This is a genomic window from Streptomyces sp. NPDC059398, assembly GCF_042751845.1.
Classification (GTDB): domain Bacteria; phylum Actinomycetota; class Actinomycetes; order Streptomycetales; family Streptomycetaceae; genus Streptomyces.
Map to the genome: position 1 here is coordinate 211134 of NZ_JBHYWP010000001.1, position 21677 is coordinate 232810.

Sequence of the window (21677 nt, forward strand, 5' to 3'; positions counted from 1 at the left end):
TGGTTGGCTATTGAGGGGCAGGGCCGTTGCCTACTGGTGGAGTTGGCCCGGGAAGGTGAGGACTCGGCAGTACTCTTTTCAGCCGCAGTCGGAACCACAGCTCGGCACTGGCGTCGTTGACCCAGCGCTTTCCGCTCCCGGGGATGTCGACGATCCTTCCTTCGGAGGCTGCCGGCCCCGCGGAGTCGAGCAGGCTTCGGCTGAGTCGGACGATGTGTCGGCGCACTGTCGCCTGCCATTGCCTTCGCGCCGATTCGGGCCGGGAATGCTGTGCCAGCTCCGCCAGCCACCGCCGGTAGGGGCCGTCGAGTTCGCCGAACCCGAGATCGCGGGCAGCGTCCGATGCCGCTGTCGGGCTGGAACCGGCGGCCCGCGCGAGATTCCCCGCGAGGTGGCCCAGCGCGGTGACTGCCTCGTCCGCGTCCTTGACGGCGTCGATGGCCACCACGCCGTATGCCGGATTTTCCTCGTGCAGCAGGACCACCGGTAGTGCCACGGCGTCGTCCACGATCTCGTCCACGACCGACTGCTGCGTGCCGTACACGGTTCCCACGAGCCTGACCCGAAGGAGGGCGAGCGGATCGAGCTCCCCTTCGGTGGCCAGCAGGGCCAGCCACCGGACGACACCGCAGGGCAAGGAGGCGGGTGTGCCCCTTCCCGAGTCATCACTCGCCGACCGACGAGCGGGCAGAAGACTGGCCATACCCCTCCAGGAGGCACGGTTCGGGTCGTGCTGCCGCGGCATGTAGACCAGTTGGCGGCCCTGCTTCTTCTCCTGAGCCGGGCTGCGACGCCACCCCGTCATGGGCTCCAGCTTCCAGGGCGCGTACGGGGTGAGGGGGTCTCCGTATCCCAGGACAACCCCGGTCACCCAACCGTTCTCGACGTGCAGACGCATGCGCCGCGACTGCCAGGTGTAGAGATCGCACAGGCCACTGGGCCGGCGGACGGCGGGGGCGTCCGCGGTTGCCCCGGGACCGCACGGCGGGCGCCGCCAAGCGGGGAGGTCGTCGCCGGGAGCGCCAGGGGCGTCGATGATGCCCTCGTCGTAGGGGATCAGATTCAGCAGCAGGGTTTCGCGCAGGGTCGACCCCTCGGCGAACACCCCGCCCAACTGGCCTGCGGAGCCCACACCCAGCGGGTAGACCTTCCCGGCTTTGGCCCGGCCCTCGTCGCCGACCATCGCGGATTTGATACCGGACGAGTCGTACGCATGTGTGTGAACCAGCCACCGCGCGGCCTCTGCGCAGGACAGCCGCTCCACGGCGGGGCGGCGCATCGTGAAGAACGGCTCCCCATTGGGAACGTCAGCGACGATCCGGTTCAGCGGAGCGATCTCGCCTTTCGCCGTACTCAGGGTCGCCACTTGAAAGAACGGCGTCTCCGTATGCAGCAGGTCGAATCGGTCCCGGTGGGCGGTCAGATAGTCGGCAACGCCGGCGAAAGGGTCCTTCGACTGCCACAGCTTCGACCAGTCCTCCAGTTCGGCCGGGCCGTCGAGCGCGTCATGCAGGATCGCCAATATCAGGCGGAGCAGGGCCAGCTCCTGGGTGGGCAGATCACCCACCAGCCGCCTCAGGTCACCGGCCTGGGAGAAGACTTCCTCCAGGGACAGCTCAGCCATCCGCCCGTCGAGACGCTGCACCGGCAGCCAAGGACGTGTGAGCAGATCGAAGGTGGTCGAAGCCGAAAGGGCAGCGGGTTCTGCGGTCACGACACGCTCCTGCCCTGGCTGGTCCTCTCCTGCTTCGCGGGGGTCGGTAACAGGTTCCAGGGGGGCCGGGGCACCGCCGATTCGCTCGTCCGTGGCTGGCTCATCGCTGCCGTCCTCCTCCGCTTCGGCCCCGCGCTCCACAGCGTCGGGAACAGCCGCCCCGACTGGTGAGACACGCAGCCCGTCGGCGTCGCTGTAGACGAGATCGAAGCCTGCCAGACGGGTCTGACAATCCTCGTCCAGGACGAGCAGCAACTCACCCGCCAGCCAGGGGCATTCCTTGACCTGCCAGGCTTCGACCAGGAATTTCTCCAGCTCGCCAATGGTCTGGTCGGCCTTGTGCGGGAGCGAGAACCTCCTCGGGAGTGTGAGCGCGCTCGCAGCGACGGCCTCTGCGGCCCGCTTGCCCGGCGGGAAGTCCGTCGGCAGCTCCAGGCCGCCGCGGTCCTGGCCCAGCCAGGGCACCGTGGTCAGGACTCCGTCTCGTCGGCGCTGCACAACAAGCACTTCCAACGTCTCTTCGCTGTCCCGTACTTGCGCGCGTCCCGTACTGCTGTCGTCGGCGTCCCCGGCATTGGCCTCCAGCCACCCGTATACCGGACGGCCGGCCCGGCGCACCGGAGCGAGCAGGAACGCCTCCGCGCTTTCCTGCTTCCGGTCGAGCAGCCTCAGGTGCTTCTCACGCGCTGCCCTCATGTCCCCGGCCCATGCGGGCGGACCGATCTCGTTCGTTCCGTAGGCCGACTGAACCAGTGGGCTGATGTCATCGGGGAGTGCGAGCGGAGCGCCCTCCAGATGCGGCTTCAACACCGCGAGCGCCCGCCACAGCAGGTGCTGACCTTGGTAGACAGCGACAGAGCCATCCACCGGCACAGGGGGATCCGCCCCCCAGTCGGCAACTCCGGTCACCAGACACCGCGCGCCCGCCAGCCGCGAGGGTCGCCGTCGCGGATGACGGTGCAGCCGCCCCATGCGCTGGAGCAGCAGATCCACCGGGGCCAGATCGGTGACCAGCAGGTCGAAGTCCACGTCGAGGGACTGTTCGATCACCTGGCTGGCCACAACGATGTGCTTGCCCCTGGGGCGATCGCCGCCGGGGCCGAACAACGCCCGGAGCAGACTGTCCTTGTGGGCACGGTCAGCCGCCAGGAAGCGCGAGTGTGCGACGGTGACGGCATCGGCTCCGAAGCGCTCGCGCAGTACTCCGGCTGCCTCAAGCACCCGATCGACAGTGTTTCGCACGACCAACGCGCAACCGCCGCCCGCGAGTTCCCTGGCCAATCGGTCAGCCAGGAGGGAGAGATCGTCGTCCAGCCGCTCCAAGGACACATCGGTACGACGCCCCGACGCGGCCGGCTGCGCGATATGGACCGGTGCACCCGGCGCCACAGCAGTGACCAACGGGTACCGTTCGCCGACGGATTCGGGGGTCAATGTCTCCTGCACGCTGTCAACACCGGCGTAGGCGGACGCCAGAGCCCGCCTGCGGTCTGCTGATAATGTCGCCGAAAGCATGACAACCGGCACCCGATACGCGGCCAACCATTCCAGAACCCGGTCTAGGTACCGGCTCATATACGCGTCGTACGCGTGCACTTCATCGATGATGACGACTTTGCCCGCCACCGCCAGGTGGCGCAGAGCCAGGTGTCGGCTCTTGAGCCCCGCAAACAGCACCTGGTCGATGGTCCCTACCGCGAAAGACGCGAGAAGGGACTTCTTCCGTCCCCGTAGCCACTGATGGGCATGCAACCCGGCAGGTTCCGCTCGGATCCGCGACACGCTGCCGACCCGGTCGGACCGGTCCGCTTCGACAGCCGAGATCGTCCGGTGCCCCTTCTTCATCATGCCCGCCCATACATCGTTGAGCGCCGACTTCGCATGCGACAGGACGACCGACCTGGGGCCGTCGGCGGGCAGATGCGACAGCCAATCCAGCATGCGAGGGAACATGGCGTCGGCGGTCGCGCGACTGGGAAGCGCGACGAGACAGCCGCCCGCGCCACTCCGGGCCGCCAGGATCTCCGCCGCAGCGAAAGCGGCCTCGGTCTTGCCCTCGCCCATGGGCGCTTCGATGATCAGAAGCCCGGCCGCAGGCATGAGGCGGGCCATCCGCACGGCCTCGGCCTGGACCGGGCGGATCTCCGCCCCCTCGGGGAGGGCGAACCGATCGGCGAACAGTGTGTCCGCAGCCTGATCGGGCTCCGATGCCCGCCATGGGCCCGGCAAGTCCAGGCCTTCCCAGGCAGCCCGCAGCCGCCGTGCCTCTCCCACCGGTCCGAGAGGCTGCCAGGAGGCAGAATCGTACGGGAACAGCTCGGCCGAACTCGCCAGCCAATCCGACAGGATGACGACAGCGGTCAACAGCACCTGCACTGGTTGTGGCAGGCGCACCGATTGCCAGTCCACGAACCGGTCTGTGACGTCGGCCAGTTGACCGCAGGCGTCCATCAACTCGTACTGCACACGGCGCCACACGGATTCACTGACGCCGGGATGGCGCAGTAGCGATGGGTGGAGCTGAAGATCATGGATCTGCTGATGCTCCGGAGGCGTCCCGTGATGTCCACCGGCCACAACAGCGAACTGCCCGGAAGAGCGGGGAGTCATCCCGAACCGCTCCGACATCCATTCCTGAAGCAGTAGTTGGCCCACCGTCCCATGGGGGGCCAACCGCCGGTCGGTGCCGTGCTCCGCCAGTGTCGACATCGCCAACCCCTGGTCGCGCATACGGTCGGCGAGCGGCTCCACCTGGCAGGCGAAGGCAGGGCTCGCCTTGCCGGTGTCATGTGCGGCGGCGAGGAAGACAACCAACCGCCGCGCGTCCACTTCCCCTTCGGGAAGCACCTCCGCCGCCAGAGCCTTGATGCTGTCGGGTACCCACTCGTCCCACAGTCTCCCGGCCACTGCGCCGCTGTCGGCCATGTGCCGCCACAACGGCAACCACCCCTCCGTCTGCCGATCGTGCTTCGCCCAGGCACTACGCGCTGCGGCCGACAGCGACGCGAAGGCAGGTGGGGGCGGGGAATCTTCGTCCATGGGCTCATGCGACATGACAGAGTGCTCTCCCGTCACCGATCTCTCGGAAACCGTATGGACCCGCAGTCAGGCTGATAGCAGCCACCTATCCGTGACAGGGCCGCCCGTGGGTCCAGCACGGGATCGGATCCCCGACTCGGGTCCCATGACCGGAGCGGCCATCGGACCCGACCCCTTGGGCGACTGAGTTTTTCGGCTACGACCTGCGCCTATGGGGCCATTGACGGTTGCGCCAGATCGGCCGCCCCACGTAGGCCCAGAGAAGCGCGACAGCTGCGGTATTCCAGAGCCACGGTGAGACTGGCGTCGCGGTCGATGGACCGCCCGCGAGCAGGGCGAACAGCGCAGCTTCTGGCGTAACGTTGAGCGGTTGCCACGGCTCAGGAGGCTCGGGCACGGGTAACGGCGATAACATGGACAGCGACTCCTTCGGCTCTGCTCTCGGGCTATGGAGACAGGCCGGGTCCGGCTCCCTCGCTGCTACGAGGAGTTGGCCCGGCCGCCTTGCGTTCGGCAAGGCGGCGACGGCCAGCGCACCGGGGCGTGTACCTGCCTGTGGCCATGCTGACACTTGGCGAGGCTGTGTGTCTGCCGAACGCATCAACTCCCGTTGATGTCGGATGAATTCTACTCATCACTTCCTTAGTTCGACGATTCTGAAGTGCACAGAAGCCGTCCGACCCTCTGATCCAACCCCGCAGACGCGAGGATTAGGCACTGCTAATCATCCCTTAGGGGGCACCCCCACGGATCGTGAGGAGGCTGCGTGCAGAGCCAACTTCTCGAAACACGATCGTAGTTGTTCTGGCGGCCCGTGATCAGTCCCACGCCTGGACCAAGTGTTCAGACGCACACCTGGTCCAGGCATGGGACTCAGTCCGCTTCGGCCGCAGCTTCTGCCCGCCGAAGGTGGGGGGCTCTCCCTGATCCTCTTCGTCCAGCTTTCACCACTGGGCGTGGGAACTGCGCCGGTAGGCCTCTGGTGGCAATGACCGGACGCCGTGGGATAAATCCGCTGGCGCCCCCCCGCGGCCCGTCGCTATCGTGTGCAGCGTTCCCCCGGCAGCCAACCGCTGCCGGGATCGGCTCAATCGAGGCAGGAGGTGTGACCGATGGCTGCCGTCAAGGTGGGTGCTGTCCGCACCCGGAAGCTCATCCATTCCACCTCCGTGGTCTCCGGCTGATCCCTCTTTCTCTCTCCGTGCCAGTGCGCGCGGTGCCGGGGCCACCCCTGTGAAGGGTTCCCCTTGTCTTTCTCTTCTCTCTCCCAGGCTTCCTCCGCTTTCGCGCACCCCCTCGCCCGCTACGGCTGGGACGCGGGCTGGGAGGCCGAGTTCGCCCCCTATGCGGCTCAGGGGCTGCTGCCCTGCCGGGTCGTACGTGTCGATCGCGGGCAGTGCGATGTCGTGACCGCAGCCGGTCCGGTGCGGGCCGATACCGAGTACGTCGTGCCGCGCGATCCGATGCGGGTCGTGTGCACGGGTGACTGGGCGGCGGTCGACCCTGCCGGTGACCCGCGGTTCGTACGGGCCCTGCTGCCGCGCCGGACTGCCTTCGTACGGTCGACATCGTCCCAGCGGTCCGAGGGGCAGATCCTCGCCGCCAATGTCGATCACGCGATCATCGCCGTCTCGCTCGCCGTGGAGCTCGACCTGGGCCGGATCGAGCGGTTTCTCGCCCTGGCGTGGGAGTCGGGTGCGACCCCACTGGTCGTCCTCACCAAGGCCGACCTCGTACCGGACCCCACGGGGCTCTCGTATCTCGTCGAGGACGTCGAGACCACCGCCCCCGGGGCGCAGGTGCTGCCCCTCAGCTCCGCCACCGGTGAGGGCGTGGAGGTCCTGGCCGCAGTGGTCTCCGAGGGGACGAGCGTGCTGCTCGGCGCGTCCGGGGCGGGCAAGTCGACCCTGGCCAACGCACTGGCCGGAGCCGATGTGATGGAGGTGCAGGCCACCCGCAGTACGGACGGCAAGGGTCGGCACACCACCACCACCCGCAATCTGCTCGTCCTGCCCGGTGGCGGTGTCCTCATCGACACCCCGGGGCTGCGCGGTGTCGGGCTCTGGGACGCGTCGAGCGGGGTCGGCCAGGTCTTCAGCGAGATCGACACACTGGCCCAGGAGTGCCGTTTCCACGACTGCGCCCATGCCACGGAGCCGGGCTGCGCGGTGCTCGCCGCCATCGATGACGGCTCGCTGCCGGTCCGGCGCCTGGAGAGCTACCGCAAGCTGCTCCGGGAGAACCAGCGCATCCTCGCGAGGACCGACGCCCGGATGCGCGCGGAGATCCGGCGGGACTGGAAGATGAAGGGCGCGGAGGGCCGGGCCAACATGGAGGCCAAGCGCGGCAAGGTCCGTAAGCCCTGAACTCCGCAAGGCTTGAGCCCCGCAAGGCTTGAGCCCCGCAAGGCTTGAGCCACGCAGGTCCTGGACTCCGCAAGCGCTGAACCGATTGTCTACCGGCCCCGGGCGTGGTGTCCGTTTTCCGCCAGCCCGGGGCCGGAGGCGGAGGCACACTGGTCCGCGTGATGGATGAAGAGACCAGGTACGAGGCGGTGAGCAGCCGCGACATGCGGTTCGACGGCGAGTTCTTCTTCGCCGTACGCACCACCGGGATCTACTGCCGGCCCAGCTGTCCCGCGGTGACCCCGAAACGCCGGAACGTCTGTTTCTACCCGACAGCGGCGGCGGCCCAGGGCGGCGGGTTCCGCGCCTGCCGCCGCTGCCGGCCCGACGCCGTACCCGGATCGGCCGCCTGGAACGTCCGCGCCGATGTCGTCGGCCGTGCCATGCGCATGATCAGCGACGGGGTGGTCGACCGCGAGGGTGTGCCGGGGCTCGCGGTACGGCTCGGTTACAGCACCCGGCAGGTCCAGCGCCAGCTGACCGCCGAGGTCGGCGCGGGCCCGGTGGCGCTGGCCCGCGCCCAGCGCTCGCACACCGCGCGGGTCCTGCTCCAGACCACCGGGCTGCCCATCACGGAGATCGCCTTCGCCTCCGGTTTCGCGAGCGTGCGCCAGTTCAACGACACCATCCGGCAGATCTACGCCCGCACCCCGAGCGAGCTGCGGGCCGAGGCCGCCGCATCCGTGTCCGGGGCCACCGCCGGAACCGACGCCGGTATCCCGCTGCGCCTCGCCCACCGCGGCCCCTACGCGGCACGGGAGGTCTTCGACCTGCTGGCGCGGGAGGCGATCCCACGGATCGAGGAGGTGCTCGGCAAGCCGGGCTCCCGCACCTACCGGCGCACCCTGCGGCTGCCGTACGGCACCGGTGTCGCCGCCGTCGGCGAGAAGGCGGCGGGGCGCTGGCTCGACGCCCGTATCCACCTGACCGACCTGCGCGACCTGACCACCGCCGTGCAGCGGCTGCGCCGCCTCTTCGACCTGGACGCGGACCCGTACGCCATCGACGAACGCCTCTCCGCCGACCCGCGGCTCGCCCCGCTGGTCGCCCGCCGCCCCGGGCTGCGCTCGCCCGGTACCGCGGAGCCCGAGGAGTTCGCGGTACGGGCGCTGGCCGGGCGGGAGAAGTCGCAGTGGCTGGTCGAGCGCTACGGCACAGCGCTCGACCGGCCCAGCGGCGGGCTCACCCACCTCTTCCCCGCGCCGGCCGAACTGCTGGCCGACGAGCCGTCACTGGGGGCCGTGTCCGGCGTACGGCTGGACCCGGGAGCCGACCGCGACGAGGCCGAGCAGGCCCTTCTGGAGCTGCCCGGCATGACCCCGCGGGCGGCCGGGCTGATCCGGATGCGGGCGCTGGGGGACCCCGATGTGGCGCCCGCCGGTGAGCCCGGCGCGGAGCTCTGGCGGCCCTGGCGTTCGTACGCCCTGCGGCACATCTGGCTCGATCAGGCGTGAGCGCCCGGGTCCGCCGTCCACCGGGGGAGCGCCTGCCGCGCCGGGATCAGTCGAGGCCCCAGCTGTGGATCTTCGCCGGGTGGATACGGATCAGCTCGTCGCTGAAGTGCGGGCCCAGGTCGTGCGGCCCGGTCAGCAGCTCCGCCTCACCTCTGATGTCCACCCCGCGCACCGTCCACGGCTGCACGCTCACCACATCGTCCACGACGAGGGCGACCTTCGGATTGGCCTGCAGGTTCCGCCACTTCTTGGTCGTGCCGAGGGCATAACCGCCGATCAGGATCGTGCCGTCCTGCTGGGGGAAGAAGCCGACCGGGTTGGCCTGCGGCTGGCCCCTGGGGTCGACCGTGGCCAGCCGTCCCAGGCGCTGGGTGGCGAGGTACGCGCGTTCTGCGTCGGTGAATTCGCTCATGCCCCCAGCATCCCGTGCGCGGTCCCGTCCCCGCACGATCGGCACGGCCCCGGCCGCGCTGCCACCGGATCGGCGGCAGGGCGGACCGGGCCCGGCCGCCGTCTCACCCGGGCAGTCCCCAGCGGGCGGCCGGTTCGTTGGGGGCGACCGGTCGTACCGTCAGATCCGGGCGGTCGCCGGTGGCGGTGATGAGCGCGGACTCACCCCTGCGCAGCGCGATGGTGACCGTGCCGTCACCCGCTTCCTCGTACCGCAGCCCGCGCCCGTGACCGTCGCGTACGTCGACGGGCCCCGTGATCCCATGGCGCACGGCACACGGGGCGCCCGCCTCACTGGTCACCCTGACCCAGCGGGTCACCCCCTTCTCCCGTACCGCACTGAGCAGGAAGGCCCCCTGGGTACGGAAGTCGTGGAGTACGAGATCGCGCCAGGCCGCCGGGACCGCGGGGAAGACCCTGATCACACCGCCCCAGGACTGGCAGAGCATGTCGTGCAGCGACTGCGCCGCGGACAGCGGCGTCTCGATGACCGGGCCGGACTCCTTGTACATGGTGTTGGCCTGGATGAAGCGGGCCATCAGCTCACCGAGGTACTTCAGCGCGTCCTCGCCCTTGCCGAGCAGCGCGGACATCGAGGCGGCCCCGGTGAACGTATAGCCCTGGAGCGCCCCTTCGAAGCCGACCCAGTGCGCCAGCGACTTCTCGATCAGCGCACGCTCGTCCGGGGTGCGGCCGGTCAGCTCGTACAGCGGGTAGACCGCGAGGAGATGCGAGTAGTGGCGGTGGGACATGGCGAAGGGGACACCCGCGCCGATCATGAAGCCGTTCTCGTCGACCGGGTAGGGCACCAGCTTGGCCAGCACCTCCTGCCAGCGCTCCTTCAGCGGGTCCTTGATACGGAGGGTGGCGGCCGATTCGACCAGGGTGCGGCAGCCCCAGCGCAGCAGCATCAGGTCGTAGTTGGTGTCCGGGGCGTCGACCCCGTACTCGGGGGAGAAGGTGGCCGGCAGATGCAGCCTGCCGTCCTTGCCCGGAGTCAGGAAGTGCAGGTAGTAGTTGACGGCCTTGCGCAGCAGCGGGAAGAGCGTGTCGCGCAGGATCCGCTCGTCCATGGTGTGGCGGTAGCTCAGCCAGACGTTGTGCAGCGCCCAGGTGAGGTTGCCGACCTCGGGCGTCGGCGGGTCCTCGCCGGGGATGCCCACGCCGTAACCGCCGTTGGCGACGGCCGCGCCGTTGACCAGCTGGGGGTCGGTGGTGCGCGGGATGCCCGCCGAGTCCTTGCGGTACGGCGCCGCCAGCTGGTTCGACAGGTTCTCCCGGAATTCTCCCAACGCCCTTGTCACCGCGTCGAGTTCCAGGTGGTTCGAGCCGTGGATCAGCCAGTACTCCAGCTGGACGTTGAGATTCCACCAGGTGTTGGGCCAGGGGGTCGGCTCCAGCCAGGGTCCCGATGTGGCCATCACGGGGGCATCCGCGCGGGCGGCGGATGCTGCCTTGTAGAGCTGGATCCAGTAGAAGCGCTGGATGCGGGCGTCCGGCACCGAGAGGAAGCTCTTGCGGTAGTAGCGGTGCCACCAGTCGCGGTGGGCGAGCGCGTGTACGCCGAGGGGAACCGGTGCCACGTTGCGGATCAGCCGGACGGCCCGGTCGCGGGCGGTGTTCTTCGGGTGGGAGTGCGCGACGGTGGCGTACAGCGTGCGCCGGGAGCCGTGGGTGCGCTCCTGCCACGCGGTCACATGCTGGCCGCCCGCGAGAAGCGGCTGCACGGCGGCCGTCACCCCGCTGTGCTGCTCGGTCACGGCGGGCGGGTTCGCCGTGTAGCCGTCGGGGAGCGGCTTCGACGCGGCGCGCGGACTGATCGAATCGGCCGGGTGGAAGACCCAGCGGAACTCCTTCTCGCCCTCGCTCGGAGTGATCTCGACGGCGAGCACGGAGAGGGAGTTGTGCACCAGGGCGCGCAGGGTGAGGGTGCCGCGGTCGGTGGTGAGCGTGCCGGTCAGCTCCGCGTCGCGCAGCCCCAGCCGCCAGTCGAGTGCGGTGATGGTGCCGACCGGTTCCAGTGTGAAGTAACCGATGGGCAGCCGGGCGAGGCCGAAGAGCGAACCGAACTCGGGGCGGTGGTCGGTGACCTCGGAGTGCTGGACGTTGAAGCGGACCGCGTTCCGGCCGGGCTCGGCGTAGATGCCCGAACCGAGATAGCCGTTGCCGAGGTACGGGCCCTCGTACCAGGTCTGCGGCATCTTCTGCCAGACGAGGTCGGCGTCGTCGAGAATCGCCTTCCAGCTGTCGTCCGACGACTGCACGGCTATCGGCGCGGGCCGTGGCGACACCGCTGTGGCGCCGTCGGGAGCGGCCTGCGCGGGAACCGCGGCCAGGCCCCCGGTGAGCAGGGCGCCGCCGATGGCTGTGCCGGTGGCGAGAACGGTGCGCCGTTTTGGTGGTTCAGCTGCGTTCGGTGGTTCAGGTACAGCGGCCATGACGCCTCCCGGCGGCTCGTCACCCAAGAATTCATCCGAGCTATCCCGTGGAGAAAGGTAGACACGGCGCTGGGGTGCGTCAATGAGTCGGGAGAGATCCCATGTATTGGCCTGGGTTGCTGGGCGCGGCGCGGTCAGCCCTGGATGAGGGCGCCGAGCCAGGCCCCGATGACGCTCAGGCAGGCCATGAGCTCGACGAGAACCGCCGTACCGATGGCCCGCATGACCGTACGGGTGGATGCCCAGCCCGCCCGGTGACTGCCGAGCCGCACTCGCTCCGCCGTGTAGATCCCTCCGATGAAACCGGCGACTCCGCCGAGTACGGGCACGATGAAGAAGCCCACGATGCCGGCGGCCCCACCGGTATAGACCGTTCGGCGCGGTGCACCCGACTCGCGGGGGCGGCGGGTCGGCAGCAGGGGACGCAGGGCCTGGTTCAGCAGCAGCAGAGCCGTCGCGCCCGCCAGGATGCCCCAGGCCAGGCCGGTGGTGTCGGTCAGCGCCCACCATGCGACGGCGGCCCACACGATCGCGGGACCCGGCACACCGGGAACCAGCACCCCCACGAGACCGAGCAGCATCACCAGGCCCACCGCGACGAGCTGCCACAGACTCATCTGCCCAGCGTGCAGGAAGTGCCCGTCTCCCGCAGCACGGCGTCGGCCCCTGGTCCACCGGTCGCCCCGGCTCGCGCAACCGGCGCGGTCGCCCCGGCTGGTGCGCCGGGCGTGGCCGCCTTGGCGCCGGGCAGCCGCTCCTTGGCGCCGGGCAGCCGCTCTCGGTGCCGGTCAGCTGCTCCCGTCGGCGGTGCCGCCCGGCGTCGTGTTCCGGCCGGGCGCGTTCCTGTCCTCTCTGTTCCTGCCCTCTCTGTTCCCGTCCTGGGTGCCGGGCTCCTGCGCCTTGCCGCGTTCCTGTGTGTTCCGGTCCTGCGTTCCGCGCTCCTGCTTTCCGCGCTCCTGTGTGTTCCGGTGCGGGGTCCTGGCGACCCACCCCTTCTCGTACGCGTGCCAGCCGAGCTGCAGCCGAGTGGTGACCCCGGTCAGCTCCATCAGCCCCTTCACCCGCCGCTGTACCGTGCGCAGCCCCAGCTCCAGCTGCTTGGCGACGCTCGCGTCCGTCATCCCGGCGAGCAGCAGCGAGAGGATCTGCAGATCCGTGGCGTCGGGGGCCGGCTCACCGACCTCGGTGACCTCTCCACCGGCGCCCAGCCGCAGCGGCAGCGCCTCCCGCCATACCGCATCGAACAGGCCCCGCAGTGATTCAAGGAGGCCGCTCTCGTGGACGACCAGCGCGGAAGGCTGTGCGCCACGGCCGGTCAGCGGCACCATCGCCAGACTCCGGTCCGAGATGACCAGCTTGGTCGGTACCCGGTCGACGACCCGTACCTGCTCCTTGCGGCCCAGCGCCTCGGCCAGCGCGGCTATCCCGCCCGGCTCCTCAAGTACGACCCGCTCCAGCACCACCCGGTAGGAGACTCCACGGGTCGCCGCCCGCTCCTCGGCATCGTTGTCAACGCCGGACACCGCGATCGGATTGCCGCCGGTCACCAGCGCGCAGACCTCGTCGGCCGCGCCCAGCTGCAACTGCAGGAAGCGCTGGGACACCGCGTTCGCCCCGGTGACCACCTCCACCAGGTCGAGCACCGCGGGCTCCCTGGCCTCCGCCCTGAACTCCTCGACCAGCAACGCGGCTGCCAGCTCGGCCTGTTCCAGCTCGTGGCGGTGCTGGGTGAGCAGCGCACCCAGCGCGACCCCCGGCGGCGCGGCCACCCACCGTCCCGTCCTGCCCGACGACTGGGCGGCCAGACCGTGCCGTTCGAGACGGCGCAGGGCGCGTTCCGTATCGGCCTCGGAGAGCTGGAGCCGATGGGCGAGGTCGGGGACATCGGCCGCCCCCAGCGCGACGAGTGAGCGGTACGCCGACTCCTGGAGGTCGTCCAGACCTATGACGCCGAGCAAGGGAACCCCGATCCGGTGGCGGTTTTGAGTCACGGCGGGTTTCCGCCGCGGCACATCATCGCCGTTCAACTCCGTCTTCTGCCAGGGTGATCGAACTGATGTAAGAGAACCCGGCCCACGGCCAGCCCCCGTTGACCGGATCGGGCGGTGTGCAGCGGGTCCTCCGCAACTCCGTTGGGCCGCACCCCCGTGGGGGGCGGTGCGGCCCAACGGGCAATTCCGCGCACCCTGTACCGGGACCACCCCATCGATGGACAATAGGGGCATGAGTCAGCAGGGGGAGCAGCCCGCCACCGCCGACGACTGGTGGAGCCGGCTGTACGACGAGGCCGCAGAGGACCGGACGGCCGCCGACAAGGGCGACACTCTGGACGACCGCTTCGACTCCGCGGCGGGGACGGTCGGCGTCGCCGTGACGGGCGGCGCTCCGGGCGCCGGGCGGCGGGAACCACCGGGCGCGGAAACGGAGTTGCCACCAGAACCGCCGCCGCCGCCGCCGCCACCGCCTCCGCCACCGCCACCGCCACCGGCAGTGGCGCCGCCACCGGGCCCGGTGCTTGCGCCCGAGCCCGAGCCGGCTGTCACCTCCACGCCGGGTGCGACTCCCCGGCCCGCGTCGACTCGGGCGTCCGCTCGGGGCCCGGCACCGGATCCCGCCCCGTGGCCGACGGCCGAACCGAGGGAACGGGCGCCATGGGAGCCGCCCGTGGAGGGTGCACTGCCCTCCCGTACGTTCCCCTTCCAGCGGGGGCGGAACAGCGACGCGCCCCGCCCCGCGTACGAGCCTCCGGCCGTGGAGCCGCGCACTCCGGTGTACGGGCCTCCGGCCACCGAACCGCCCCATCCGGTCTACGAGCCTCCCGTCCGGCCGCCGGAGCCTCCGGCCTCGGATCGAAAGAGTCCGGCCACCGCGCAGGAGCCGGCCGCCCCCCTCACCAACGTCCCGCGTCCCGCCCGCACCCATGTGGGTGACGGGCCGCCCACTTACGACGCCGAGCCGACCGCCCTGCCGGACGCGCATCCCGACGCCCTCGACGAGCTCGTCGCCGACACCGTGCTCGACGGCGCCCGCTACGCCTCCTACACCGTGCGCGCCACCTCCGTCCGCGGGGACTCCGCGCGGTACCGGGGCGAGCCCCGCAAGGACGCCCTGCTCACCGCACGTTTCGGCAGCGGCGAGAGCGCGCTTCTGCTGGTCGCGGTGGCCAGCGGCGTCCGGGCGTCGGACCTCGCGCACCTCGCCGCGGCCGACGCCTGCCGCTGGATCGGCGGCGCTGTCGGACGCAGCAGACCGCGGCTCTCCGAGGACATCAGGGCGGGCCGCAGGGGCGACCTCAAGTCCGGGCTGCACCGGCTCACCGATCGCGGCTTCGGCAGACTCCGGGCCCGCGCCGCCGAACTGGGCGTCGAACCCCACGCGTACACGGCGTCCCTGCGCTGCCTGCTGCTCTCCGGAGACCCGGAATGCCGCACCCGGGTCTTCTTCGGGATCGGGGACGGCGGTCTCTTCCGCCTCCGCGACGGCGCCTGGCAGGACATGGAGCCCCCCGTGTCCGGCCCGACCGAGACCGCGGGGGAGGCCGTGGTCGGCTACGGCTCGATGCCTTACGGGCCGTCCGGCGACCGGCTCGCCACCGGCCTCGGGACGGCGGCGCCGCTCCCCGCGCCGGGCGCCGCCCCGCAGCCGCCGCCCGCCAAGCCCTTCCGTTTCCGTGCGTCGGTAGCCAGGCCGGGAGACACGCTGTTGCTGTGCAGCGCGGGTCTCGCCGAGCCGCTGCGGGGAGAGCCCGCACTCTCCGACGAGCTGGCCACGCGCTGGTCGCCGGCCGAACCGCCGGGTCTCGCCGAGTTCCTGGCCGATACCCAGGTCCGAGTCAAGGGCTACGCCGACGACCGCACCGCCGCAGCGGTCTGGGAGATTGGGGGTTGATCACGGCCGTACGCGTCCTGGGGCGCATGGGACCGCCGAGAGCCAGGACGGACAAGGCCCGGCGGTCAGCAACCCGTCCATCCGGTGCGGCGCAGCCAGTCCTCGAAGGTCATCAAACCGGGGTGCAGACGGCGCAGGAGGGGAACATCACGGTCGCGGGTGTAGAGGTCCCGGGCGCCGAAGAACTGGAACATCGCTACGTAGTCGTGGCCGAAGTCGGGCACGGCAGCGCGCAGATCGTCGTACGGCATCGGGGTGTAGGTGCTGGGGACACCCGTGACCCGCGCGAAGGTGGCTGCGATCTCGTCGCCGGTGAGGCTGTCGCCGATCACCGCGAGGTCGCGGGCGCCCCAGGACTGCCAGTTGTCGAACATGTGGCAGGTGAACCATGCGATGTCGTCCAGGGCGATGAGCGGGTAGCGGGCGGCGCCGAGGGGGAGCGCGAAGGTCAGGCCTCCCCGGCCGTCCGGCCGGGGGGTGAGGCGGTATCGCAGGTTCTCGAAGTACGGCGCCGTGGTCAGTACCGACACATGGTTCGTGTACCAGCCGTCGGTCTCCTGACGCAGCATCTCCTCCGACCGCATCAGGTCGATGTGGGCGGTCACGGCGGCCTTGCTGTCGAAGTGCGGGACAGGGTGGCCGGTCAGGGACACCGCGCTGTCCAACGAGGACCAGATGAAACGCTCAACGCCCGCCGTCCGGGCGGCGGCCAGCAGGCCCAGGCCGTGCCGGTACTCACCCACAGCGCTGCCCGTCGCGAAGAAGTCGGTGTTGGCGAACACGCGGTCGGCCCTCTCGGCCAGAGCGCCGACAGCGGCCGGGTCGGAGCGGACCAGTCTCACCCGGTCCGGTGCGGTGGCGGCGAGTTCGGCGGCATGGGCGGACTCCGGGTCGCGGGTGGGTACGGTGATGGTGGCGTCGGTGGTGGCGAGCAGGTGGGGGATCACATGCCGGCCCATCGCCCCGGTGCCCCCGACGACGAGAATGTGGGTCATGACTCCCTGCCCTGGTGTGTGAGGACGTGCTCGGCCACCTGCGCGTGAGTGGCGGTCCAGATGTCTCCGGACGCGCGGACGCGGTCGAGGATCTGGGCGACCATGCCCGCGAGGGGCGGCCGGCCACCGACGTGGGCATGGACGGTGAGGTGGAAGAGGCCTGGGCCGGGGGCGGCGAGCAGTTGGTCCAGCAGCTCCAGGTGCAGGTCGCGGTAGGCATGCGGGCCTGCCGCGACGCTTCGTACGTCGGAGTGGTCGCTGTGCATGAGGGAGACCAGGGGGCCATGGGCGGTGGCCAGGAGCTGGGGGAGGTCATGGTCGCCGTGGTCGCCGGTCCAGCGGTAGCCGGCCTGGGTGAGCAGGGCGGGGGTGTGCTGCGAACCGGTGGCGCGCGGGCTGATCCACCCCGTCGGACGGACGCCGGTGACCTGTCCGATGAGCTCGGTGCAGCGACGGATGTTCTCCCGCTCGGCTTCGACGTCCAGCAGCGCGGGCACGACGTCCTGAGCCCAGGAGTGCGCGGCGATCTCGTGTCCCGCGTTGTGCACGGCCGCCACGGTGCCGGGATTCCGCTCGGCGACGAGGCCGTTGACGCCGACGGTGGCGGGCAGGTCACCGAGAACATCGAGGAGGCGCCGGATGCCGGTGGTGACGCCGTACTCCACCCAGGACGTGCTATGGGGGTCGTCGACACCGGGCAGCGGCCACGCCGCCGCCATCGGCGCATAGACGGGCCAGTGGCCGGGCGACCACAGCTCAAGCGCGACGGTGACCAGCGCGGCGACCTTACGCCCACCCGGCCAGCCGATCTCTGCCGTCATCCGTTTCTCCTTGTCGGTGGCTTCGGTAGCTCGTGACGGCAACGCTAGTGAGGCGCCAGGTACCTCCGGGTTCCTGGCAGCGGGCTATCGTCGGAGCGTGCGTGAGTACCCCGGCAGCATCCTTCTCGCCGACTGCCCGGCCCGGCTGGCGATCGAGATCATCGCCGACAAGTGGGCCGTGGTCGTGCTGTTCGCGTTGAGCCGGGAACCGTGCAGGCACGGCGAACTGGTCGACCGGATCGGCGGGATCTCGCGGAAGGTGCTGACCCAGACGCTGCGGCGGTTGCAGGGGTACGGCCTGGTCGACCGCCACGCCGGGGGCGGGAAGGCCGAGTACACGCTGACCGGCCTGGGCCGGACGCTGGTCGAGCCGATCGCCGTGCTGACCGAGTGGGCCTACGCGCACGGTGTGTCCGTGCTGGAATTCCAGGAGGCGCGGGAGTCCCGGGCTCATGAAAAGGCCTAACAGCGCAGGCGCGACCGCGGCGCCCATGGGTTGATGGAGGCATGGCCAAACAGAACGTTGCGGAGCAGTTCGTCGACATCCTCGTCCGCGCGGGCGTGGAGCGTCTGTACGGGGTCGTCGGCGACAGCCTGAACCCCGTCGTTGACGCCATCCGGCGCAACCCGGCCCTCGACTGGGTCCAGGTCAGGCACGAGGAGACCGCCGCCTTCGCGGCGGGCGCCGAGGCACAGGTCACCGGGAAGCTCGCGGCCTGCGCCGGTTCCTGCGGGCCGGGGAATCTGCATCTGATCAACGGTCTGTTCGACGCCCACCGCTCCATGGCACCGGTCCTCGCCCTCGCCTCCCACATCCCCTCCGGCGAGATCGGCCTCGGGTACTTCCAGGAGACCCACCCCGACCGGCTGTTCCAGGAGTGCAGTCACTACAGCGAGATGATCTCCAGCCCGCAGCAGATGCCCCGGCTGCTCCAGACGGCCATCCAGCACGCGATCGGCCAGAGCGGCGTCAGCGTGGTCACCCTCCCCGGTGACATCGCGGGCGCCACGGCCCCGGACCGGACCGGCGAGTCCGCACTGGTCACCTCGCGCCCCACGGTGCGCCCCGGCGAGGCGGAAATCGAGAAGCTGGCGCGGCTGATCGACGAGGCCGACCGTGTGACGCTCTTCTGCGGCAGCGGTACGGCGGGCGCGCACGCCGAGGTGATGGAGTTCGCCGAGCGGGTCAAGTCCCCGGTGGGCCACGCGCTGCGGGGCAAGGAGTGGATCCAGTACGACAACCCGTACGACGTCGGCATGAGCGGGCTCCTCGGCTACGGAGCCGCCTACGAGGCCACCCACGAGTGCGATCTGCTGCTCCTGCTCGGCACCGACTTCCCGTACAACGCCTTCCTGCCCGATGATGTGAAGATCGCCCAGGTCGACATCCGCCCCGAGCACCTCGGCCGCCGCACCAAACTGGACCTCGCCGTCTGGGGCGATGTGCGCGAGACGCTGCTGGCCCTGACACCGCGGGTGAAGGCGAAGACCAGCCGCAAGTTCCTCGACAAGATGCTGAAGAAGCACGCCGACGCCCTCGAAGGAGTCGTCAAGGCGTACACGCGCAAGGTCGAGAAGCACACGCCGATCCACCCCGAGTACGTCGCGTCGGTGCTGGACGACGTGGCCGACGGCGATGCCGTGTTCACGGTGGACACCGGGATGAACAATGTCTGGGCGGCCCGCTATCTCACCCCCAACGGCCGCCGCCGGGTGATCGGTTCGTTCAGCCACGGCTCGATGGCGAACGCCCTGCCGCAGGCCATCGGCGCCCAGTTCACCGACCGGAACCGGCAGGTCGTCGCGATGTCGGGCGACGGCGGCTTCTCGATGCTGATGGGCGACTTCCTGACCCTCGTGCAGTACGACCTGCCGGTGAAGGTCGTCGTCTTCAACAACTCCGCACTCGGCATGGTCGAGCTGGAGATGATGGTGGGCGGTCTCCCCTCGTACGGCACCACCCACCACCACTCCGACTTCGCGGCCATCGCGCGCGCCGCCGGAGCCTACGGCGTCCGGGTCGAGAAGCCGAAACAGCTGGCCGGGGCGCTCGCGGACGCCTTCAAGCACAAGGGCCCCGCCCTGGTCGACGTGGTCACCGACCCGAACGCACTCTCCATCCCGCCGCGGATCAGCGCCGACATGGTCAGCGGCTTCGCGCTCTCGGCCTCCAAGATCGTGCTGGACGGCGGGGTGGGCCGGATGGTGCAGATGGCGCGCTCCAACCTGCGGAACGTGCCGAGGCCGTAGGCGGAGCTGACAGCACGGCAGAGCCCCCCAACCGTTCGCCGGCCGGGGGCTCCTTCGTGGCGCGGATCAGGCGAGCGTGTCTGTCACGACGGCGTCAACGAACGCGCCCCACGCGGTGCCACGGATGACGATGGCGGGACCGGCGGGGTTCTTGGAGTCGCGGACAGGCATCGCGGACGTGACGCCGTGGGCTACCTCCACGCAGTCACTCTGCCCCCCGCTGTACGAGGACTTGCGCCAGGTGAGACCAGAAGCAGCGGCGTTACCGATGTGAGTCATGTGATCTTGTCCTTCAGTCTTGCGATGAGGTCGGCTGACTCGTCGAACGGTAGCGAACTGGCGCGAAGACGCTCGAATCCGCTTCCATAAACGGACACTTCGGCGAGGTCTTCCACGTACAGCGCTGACGTCAGGCTCTCCACGTGTACGACGTCGAGGTCCGCTGTCTCCGGGAAGCCGAGCACGGTAAAAGCGCCCGCCATCCCAGGGTGTGGAGGAGCGACCAAGGGCAGTACTTGTATGGTCACAGTCGGCAGCTCCTGAAGATCCAACAGACGCTGGAGCTGATCTCGCATCACTGACTTGTCGGGGAGCCGAGTGTGTAGCGCGGACTCGTGGACGATCGCCCACAGCTCCAGCGGATTTGGGCGTGTGAGCACCGACTGACGAGCCTGGCGGACCTGAACGAGCTGCTCCACGCGCTCTGCGGTATCCGACATGTTGATGGCCGAGATGGTCGCGCGAGCGTATGCAGACGTCTGGAGCAGCCCAGGGATCAACGTTGTCTGATACGACCGCATGCTCTTGGCGTCCGACTCCAGGCTGATCAGGTCTGCGTATGCCGGGGAAATGACGTCACGGTAGCTCTGCCACCACCCGCGACGGGCACCGTCCCGTGCGAGACCGTGAAGCGCCGCGCGACGTTCTACGTCGTCCACCCCGTACAGGTCCAGGAGTTCGTCGAGGCTCGCCACCTTCACGCCCACCGTGGCGTTCTCGATACGGCTGATCTTGGACGAGTTGAGACCGGTGGTCGACTTCGCCACCACATCCTCGACTCTCAGCCCGTGAACCTCTTCACGTAGCCGTCGGAGTTCTGAGCCGAGACGACGCCGTCGGACTGTCGGTTCACTCACGCTGGTCCTCCCCCTCAAGTGCTCACATTCTGCCGCCACATGGAGCGGTGTAGCTACAGGGTTCCACAGCCGTCGACCTTGCGGCGTCACGATAATGAAATTCTTCATTTTTTGATCTGCGGGTTGCACTTACACCTCACCTGACGCCACACTGACGGTGCCATGCGATGCACGTTGAGTGATCACGTGCAGAATCGAGGAGGCGGTGGACTGTGGAAAATGAGACATCTATGGGTGACCCGGTCTATTTATCGGAGCCATTCATCGACCCGCCGATGCCTGCAGCTGGTTGCGACGTGTGCGAGGCGCTGTACAAGGACTGGCGGTATTCGATGGCGCCGCTGAGCCCCGGATACGACCCGTCGCACGCGACGGACGTCGCGGTCGAAATCAGGGATCACCCCCACGCCGGCAGGGCGCGGCCATGGTGAGAACTGAGCTGTATCCCGTGGTCGTACCCGTCGATGACGTCCAGAGTGCCTACGTGGCCTGGCTGGAGCACCTGCAAGTGTGCTTCTGCTGCCTGCAAGGTGAGACGTGCGACGAAGTGGCCGTGCTGAAGCTGGCGCACAAGAATGCGAAGAAGGCGATCGTGTGTCGCAGTTGAGCATCGGTGTCTATCGGGTGAACCCCGACACAGGGGAACGGACACGGATTTCCGAACTCCGACCCGTGACGCCTGTAGAGCGCCCCGGCGCAGTGTCAGTGTGGCCCGCGTGCTCGTGCCCGATCCACAGAGGGGCGGACATCCCTGAGCCGTCTTGGCGTCCTCATGGACTCCCGTGCGCCTGCTCGTCACATAGCCGGCCGCGCGGGTAACGGGCGGCAGGGCCGTGTGGGTCGATGAGGTCGGCTGACCACGGCTCTGCCTGCTCCTCGTACAGCTGCTGCGCGAATGGCTCAGGCCGCTGGTCGTGATGGCGCGGGGCCCCCGCCGGGGTGCGCCCCGCGGGGGGGGGCGGGGGGCCGGGGGTGGCGGGGGGGGGCACGGGGCTCGCGCCGCGCCCGCCCCGGGGCGGGGGGCCTGGCCCGGGCGGGCGGCTGGCGCACGGTGTACTGGGCCGCAGCCGTCGCGATGCTCCTCCTG

The 21677-nt window shown here is 69.8% G+C and carries 14 protein-coding genes and 1 pseudogene; 6 read left to right on the forward strand and 9 right to left on the reverse strand.

Annotated features, from left to right (window positions below; genetic code table 11):
- Window positions 1-7: 7 nt before the first annotated feature.
- Window positions 8-4753: a type I-E CRISPR-associated protein Cse1/CasA gene (gene casA / locus ACFXBC_RS00975; RefSeq protein WP_385016942.1), complete on the reverse strand. Its 4746-nt coding sequence runs from the start codon at window positions 4751-4753 to the stop codon at window positions 8-10.
- A gap of 1247 nt (window positions 4754-6000) precedes the next feature.
- Between casA and rsgA the strand changes: the two genes are divergently transcribed.
- On the forward strand, window positions 6001-7119 hold the full coding sequence (gene rsgA, locus ACFXBC_RS00980; RefSeq protein WP_385016945.1) for a ribosome small subunit-dependent GTPase A: 1119 nt from the start codon (window positions 6001-6003) through the stop codon (window positions 7117-7119).
- Window positions 7120-7280: 161 nt separating this feature from the next.
- Window positions 7281-8612 carry a DNA-3-methyladenine glycosylase 2 family protein gene (locus tag ACFXBC_RS00985; protein ID WP_385017087.1) on the forward strand — a complete coding sequence of 444 codons (1332 nt, stop codon included), beginning with the start codon at window positions 7281-7283 and terminating at the stop codon, window positions 8610-8612.
- 46 nt (window positions 8613-8658) lie between these two features.
- On the opposite strand, the gene ACFXBC_RS00990 is transcribed toward ACFXBC_RS00985, so the two are convergent.
- The 4 genes and pseudogenes from ACFXBC_RS00990 to ACFXBC_RS01005 all read right to left on the reverse strand — a co-directional run.
- Entirely contained in the window at window positions 8659-9024 is a 366-nt protein-coding gene (locus ACFXBC_RS00990; RefSeq protein ID WP_385016948.1) for a PPOX class F420-dependent oxidoreductase, read from the reverse strand.
- Between the two features lie 103 nt (window positions 9025-9127).
- Window positions 9128-11500 (reverse strand): Tat pathway signal sequence domain protein, encoded by a 2373-nt coding sequence (locus tag ACFXBC_RS00995; RefSeq protein ID WP_385016950.1) that lies wholly within the window; start codon window positions 11498-11500, stop codon window positions 9128-9130.
- 134 nt (window positions 11501-11634) lie between these two features.
- Complete coding sequence (locus ACFXBC_RS01000) at window positions 11635-12117, reverse strand: DUF456 domain-containing protein (RefSeq protein WP_385016953.1); 483 nt, start codon at window positions 12115-12117, stop codon at window positions 11635-11637.
- 357 nt (window positions 12118-12474) lie between these two features.
- A pseudogene (locus tag ACFXBC_RS01005) lies at window positions 12475-13458 on the reverse strand (helix-turn-helix domain-containing protein); the annotation flags it as partial.
- Window positions 13459-13723: 265 nt separating this feature from the next.
- Here ACFXBC_RS01005 and ACFXBC_RS01010 point away from each other — a divergent pair.
- On the forward strand, window positions 13724-15388 hold the full coding sequence (locus tag ACFXBC_RS01010) for a protein phosphatase 2C domain-containing protein (protein WP_385016956.1): 1665 nt from the start codon (window positions 13724-13726) through the stop codon (window positions 15386-15388).
- A 65-nt stretch (window positions 15389-15453) separates the two neighbouring features.
- On the opposite strand, the gene ACFXBC_RS01015 is transcribed toward ACFXBC_RS01010, so the two are convergent.
- The gene (locus tag ACFXBC_RS01015; protein WP_385016959.1) at window positions 15454-16383 is read right to left on the reverse strand and encodes an NmrA family NAD(P)-binding protein; all 930 of its coding nucleotides are present in this window, start codon (window positions 16381-16383) and stop codon (window positions 15454-15456) included.
- Window positions 16380-17204 (reverse strand): polysaccharide deacetylase family protein, encoded by an 825-nt coding sequence (locus ACFXBC_RS01020; RefSeq protein ID WP_385016962.1) that lies wholly within the window; start codon window positions 17202-17204, stop codon window positions 16380-16382. The genes ACFXBC_RS01015 and ACFXBC_RS01020 overlap by 4 nt, the downstream gene beginning before the upstream one ends.
- Before the next feature lie 97 nt (window positions 17205-17301).
- On the opposite strand from ACFXBC_RS01020, the gene ACFXBC_RS01025 reads away from it, so the two are divergent.
- On the forward strand, window positions 17302-17670 hold the full coding sequence (locus ACFXBC_RS01025; RefSeq protein WP_385016965.1) for a winged helix-turn-helix transcriptional regulator: 369 nt from the start codon (window positions 17302-17304) through the stop codon (window positions 17668-17670).
- Window positions 17671-17711: 41 nt separating this feature from the next.
- Entirely contained in the window at window positions 17712-19454 is a 1743-nt protein-coding gene (locus ACFXBC_RS01030) for a pyruvate dehydrogenase (protein ID WP_385016968.1), read from the forward strand.
- A 66-nt stretch (window positions 19455-19520) separates the two neighbouring features.
- Here ACFXBC_RS01030 and ACFXBC_RS01035 read toward each other — a convergent pair whose 3' ends face one another.
- Together ACFXBC_RS01035 and ACFXBC_RS01040 are read right to left on the reverse strand one after the other, a co-directional pair.
- Window positions 19521-19733 (reverse strand): DUF397 domain-containing protein, encoded by a 213-nt coding sequence (locus ACFXBC_RS01035; protein ID WP_385016970.1) that lies wholly within the window; start codon window positions 19731-19733, stop codon window positions 19521-19523.
- The gene (locus ACFXBC_RS01040; protein ID WP_385016973.1) at window positions 19730-20590 is read right to left on the reverse strand and encodes a helix-turn-helix domain-containing protein; all 861 of its coding nucleotides are present in this window, start codon (window positions 20588-20590) and stop codon (window positions 19730-19732) included. Before ACFXBC_RS01040 ends, ACFXBC_RS01035 begins: the two co-directional genes overlap by 4 nt.
- Window positions 20591-21074: 484 nt before the next feature.
- Here ACFXBC_RS01040 and ACFXBC_RS01045 point away from each other — a divergent pair, with 484 nt between their 5' ends.
- Window positions 21075-21197: a hypothetical protein gene (locus tag ACFXBC_RS01045; protein WP_385016976.1), complete on the forward strand. Its 123-nt coding sequence runs from the start codon at window positions 21075-21077 to the stop codon at window positions 21195-21197.
- Window positions 21198-21677: the final 480 nt, after the last annotated feature.

Excerpts from the sequence above, each read along its gene's own strand:
- casA (WP_385016942.1), bottom strand. The coding sequence starts at position 4,753 with ATGGACGAAGATTCCCCGCCCCCACCTGCCTTCGCGTCGCTGTCGGCC.
- ACFXBC_RS00985 (WP_385017087.1), top strand. The coding sequence starts at position 7,281 with ATGGATGAAGAGACCAGGTACGAGGCGGTGAGCAGCCGCGACATGCGG.
- ACFXBC_RS00990 (WP_385016948.1), bottom strand. The coding sequence starts at position 9,024 with ATGAGCGAATTCACCGACGCAGAACGCGCGTACCTCGCCACCCAGCGC.
- ACFXBC_RS00995 (WP_385016950.1), bottom strand. The coding sequence starts at position 11,500 with ATGGCCGCTGTACCTGAACCACCGAACGCAGCTGAACCACCAAAACGG.
- ACFXBC_RS01000 (WP_385016953.1), bottom strand. The coding sequence starts at position 12,117 with ATGAGTCTGTGGCAGCTCGTCGCGGTGGGCCTGGTGATGCTGCTCGGT.
- ACFXBC_RS01010 (WP_385016956.1), top strand. The coding sequence starts at position 13,724 with ATGAGTCAGCAGGGGGAGCAGCCCGCCACCGCCGACGACTGGTGGAGC.
- ACFXBC_RS01015 (WP_385016959.1), bottom strand. The coding sequence starts at position 16,383 with ATGACCCACATTCTCGTCGTCGGGGGCACCGGGGCGATGGGCCGGCAT.
- ACFXBC_RS01020 (WP_385016962.1), bottom strand. The coding sequence starts at position 17,204 with ATGACGGCAGAGATCGGCTGGCCGGGTGGGCGTAAGGTCGCCGCGCTG.
- ACFXBC_RS01030 (WP_385016968.1), top strand. The coding sequence starts at position 17,712 with ATGGCCAAACAGAACGTTGCGGAGCAGTTCGTCGACATCCTCGTCCGC.
- ACFXBC_RS01035 (WP_385016970.1), bottom strand. The coding sequence starts at position 19,733 with ATGACTCACATCGGTAACGCCGCTGCTTCTGGTCTCACCTGGCGCAAG.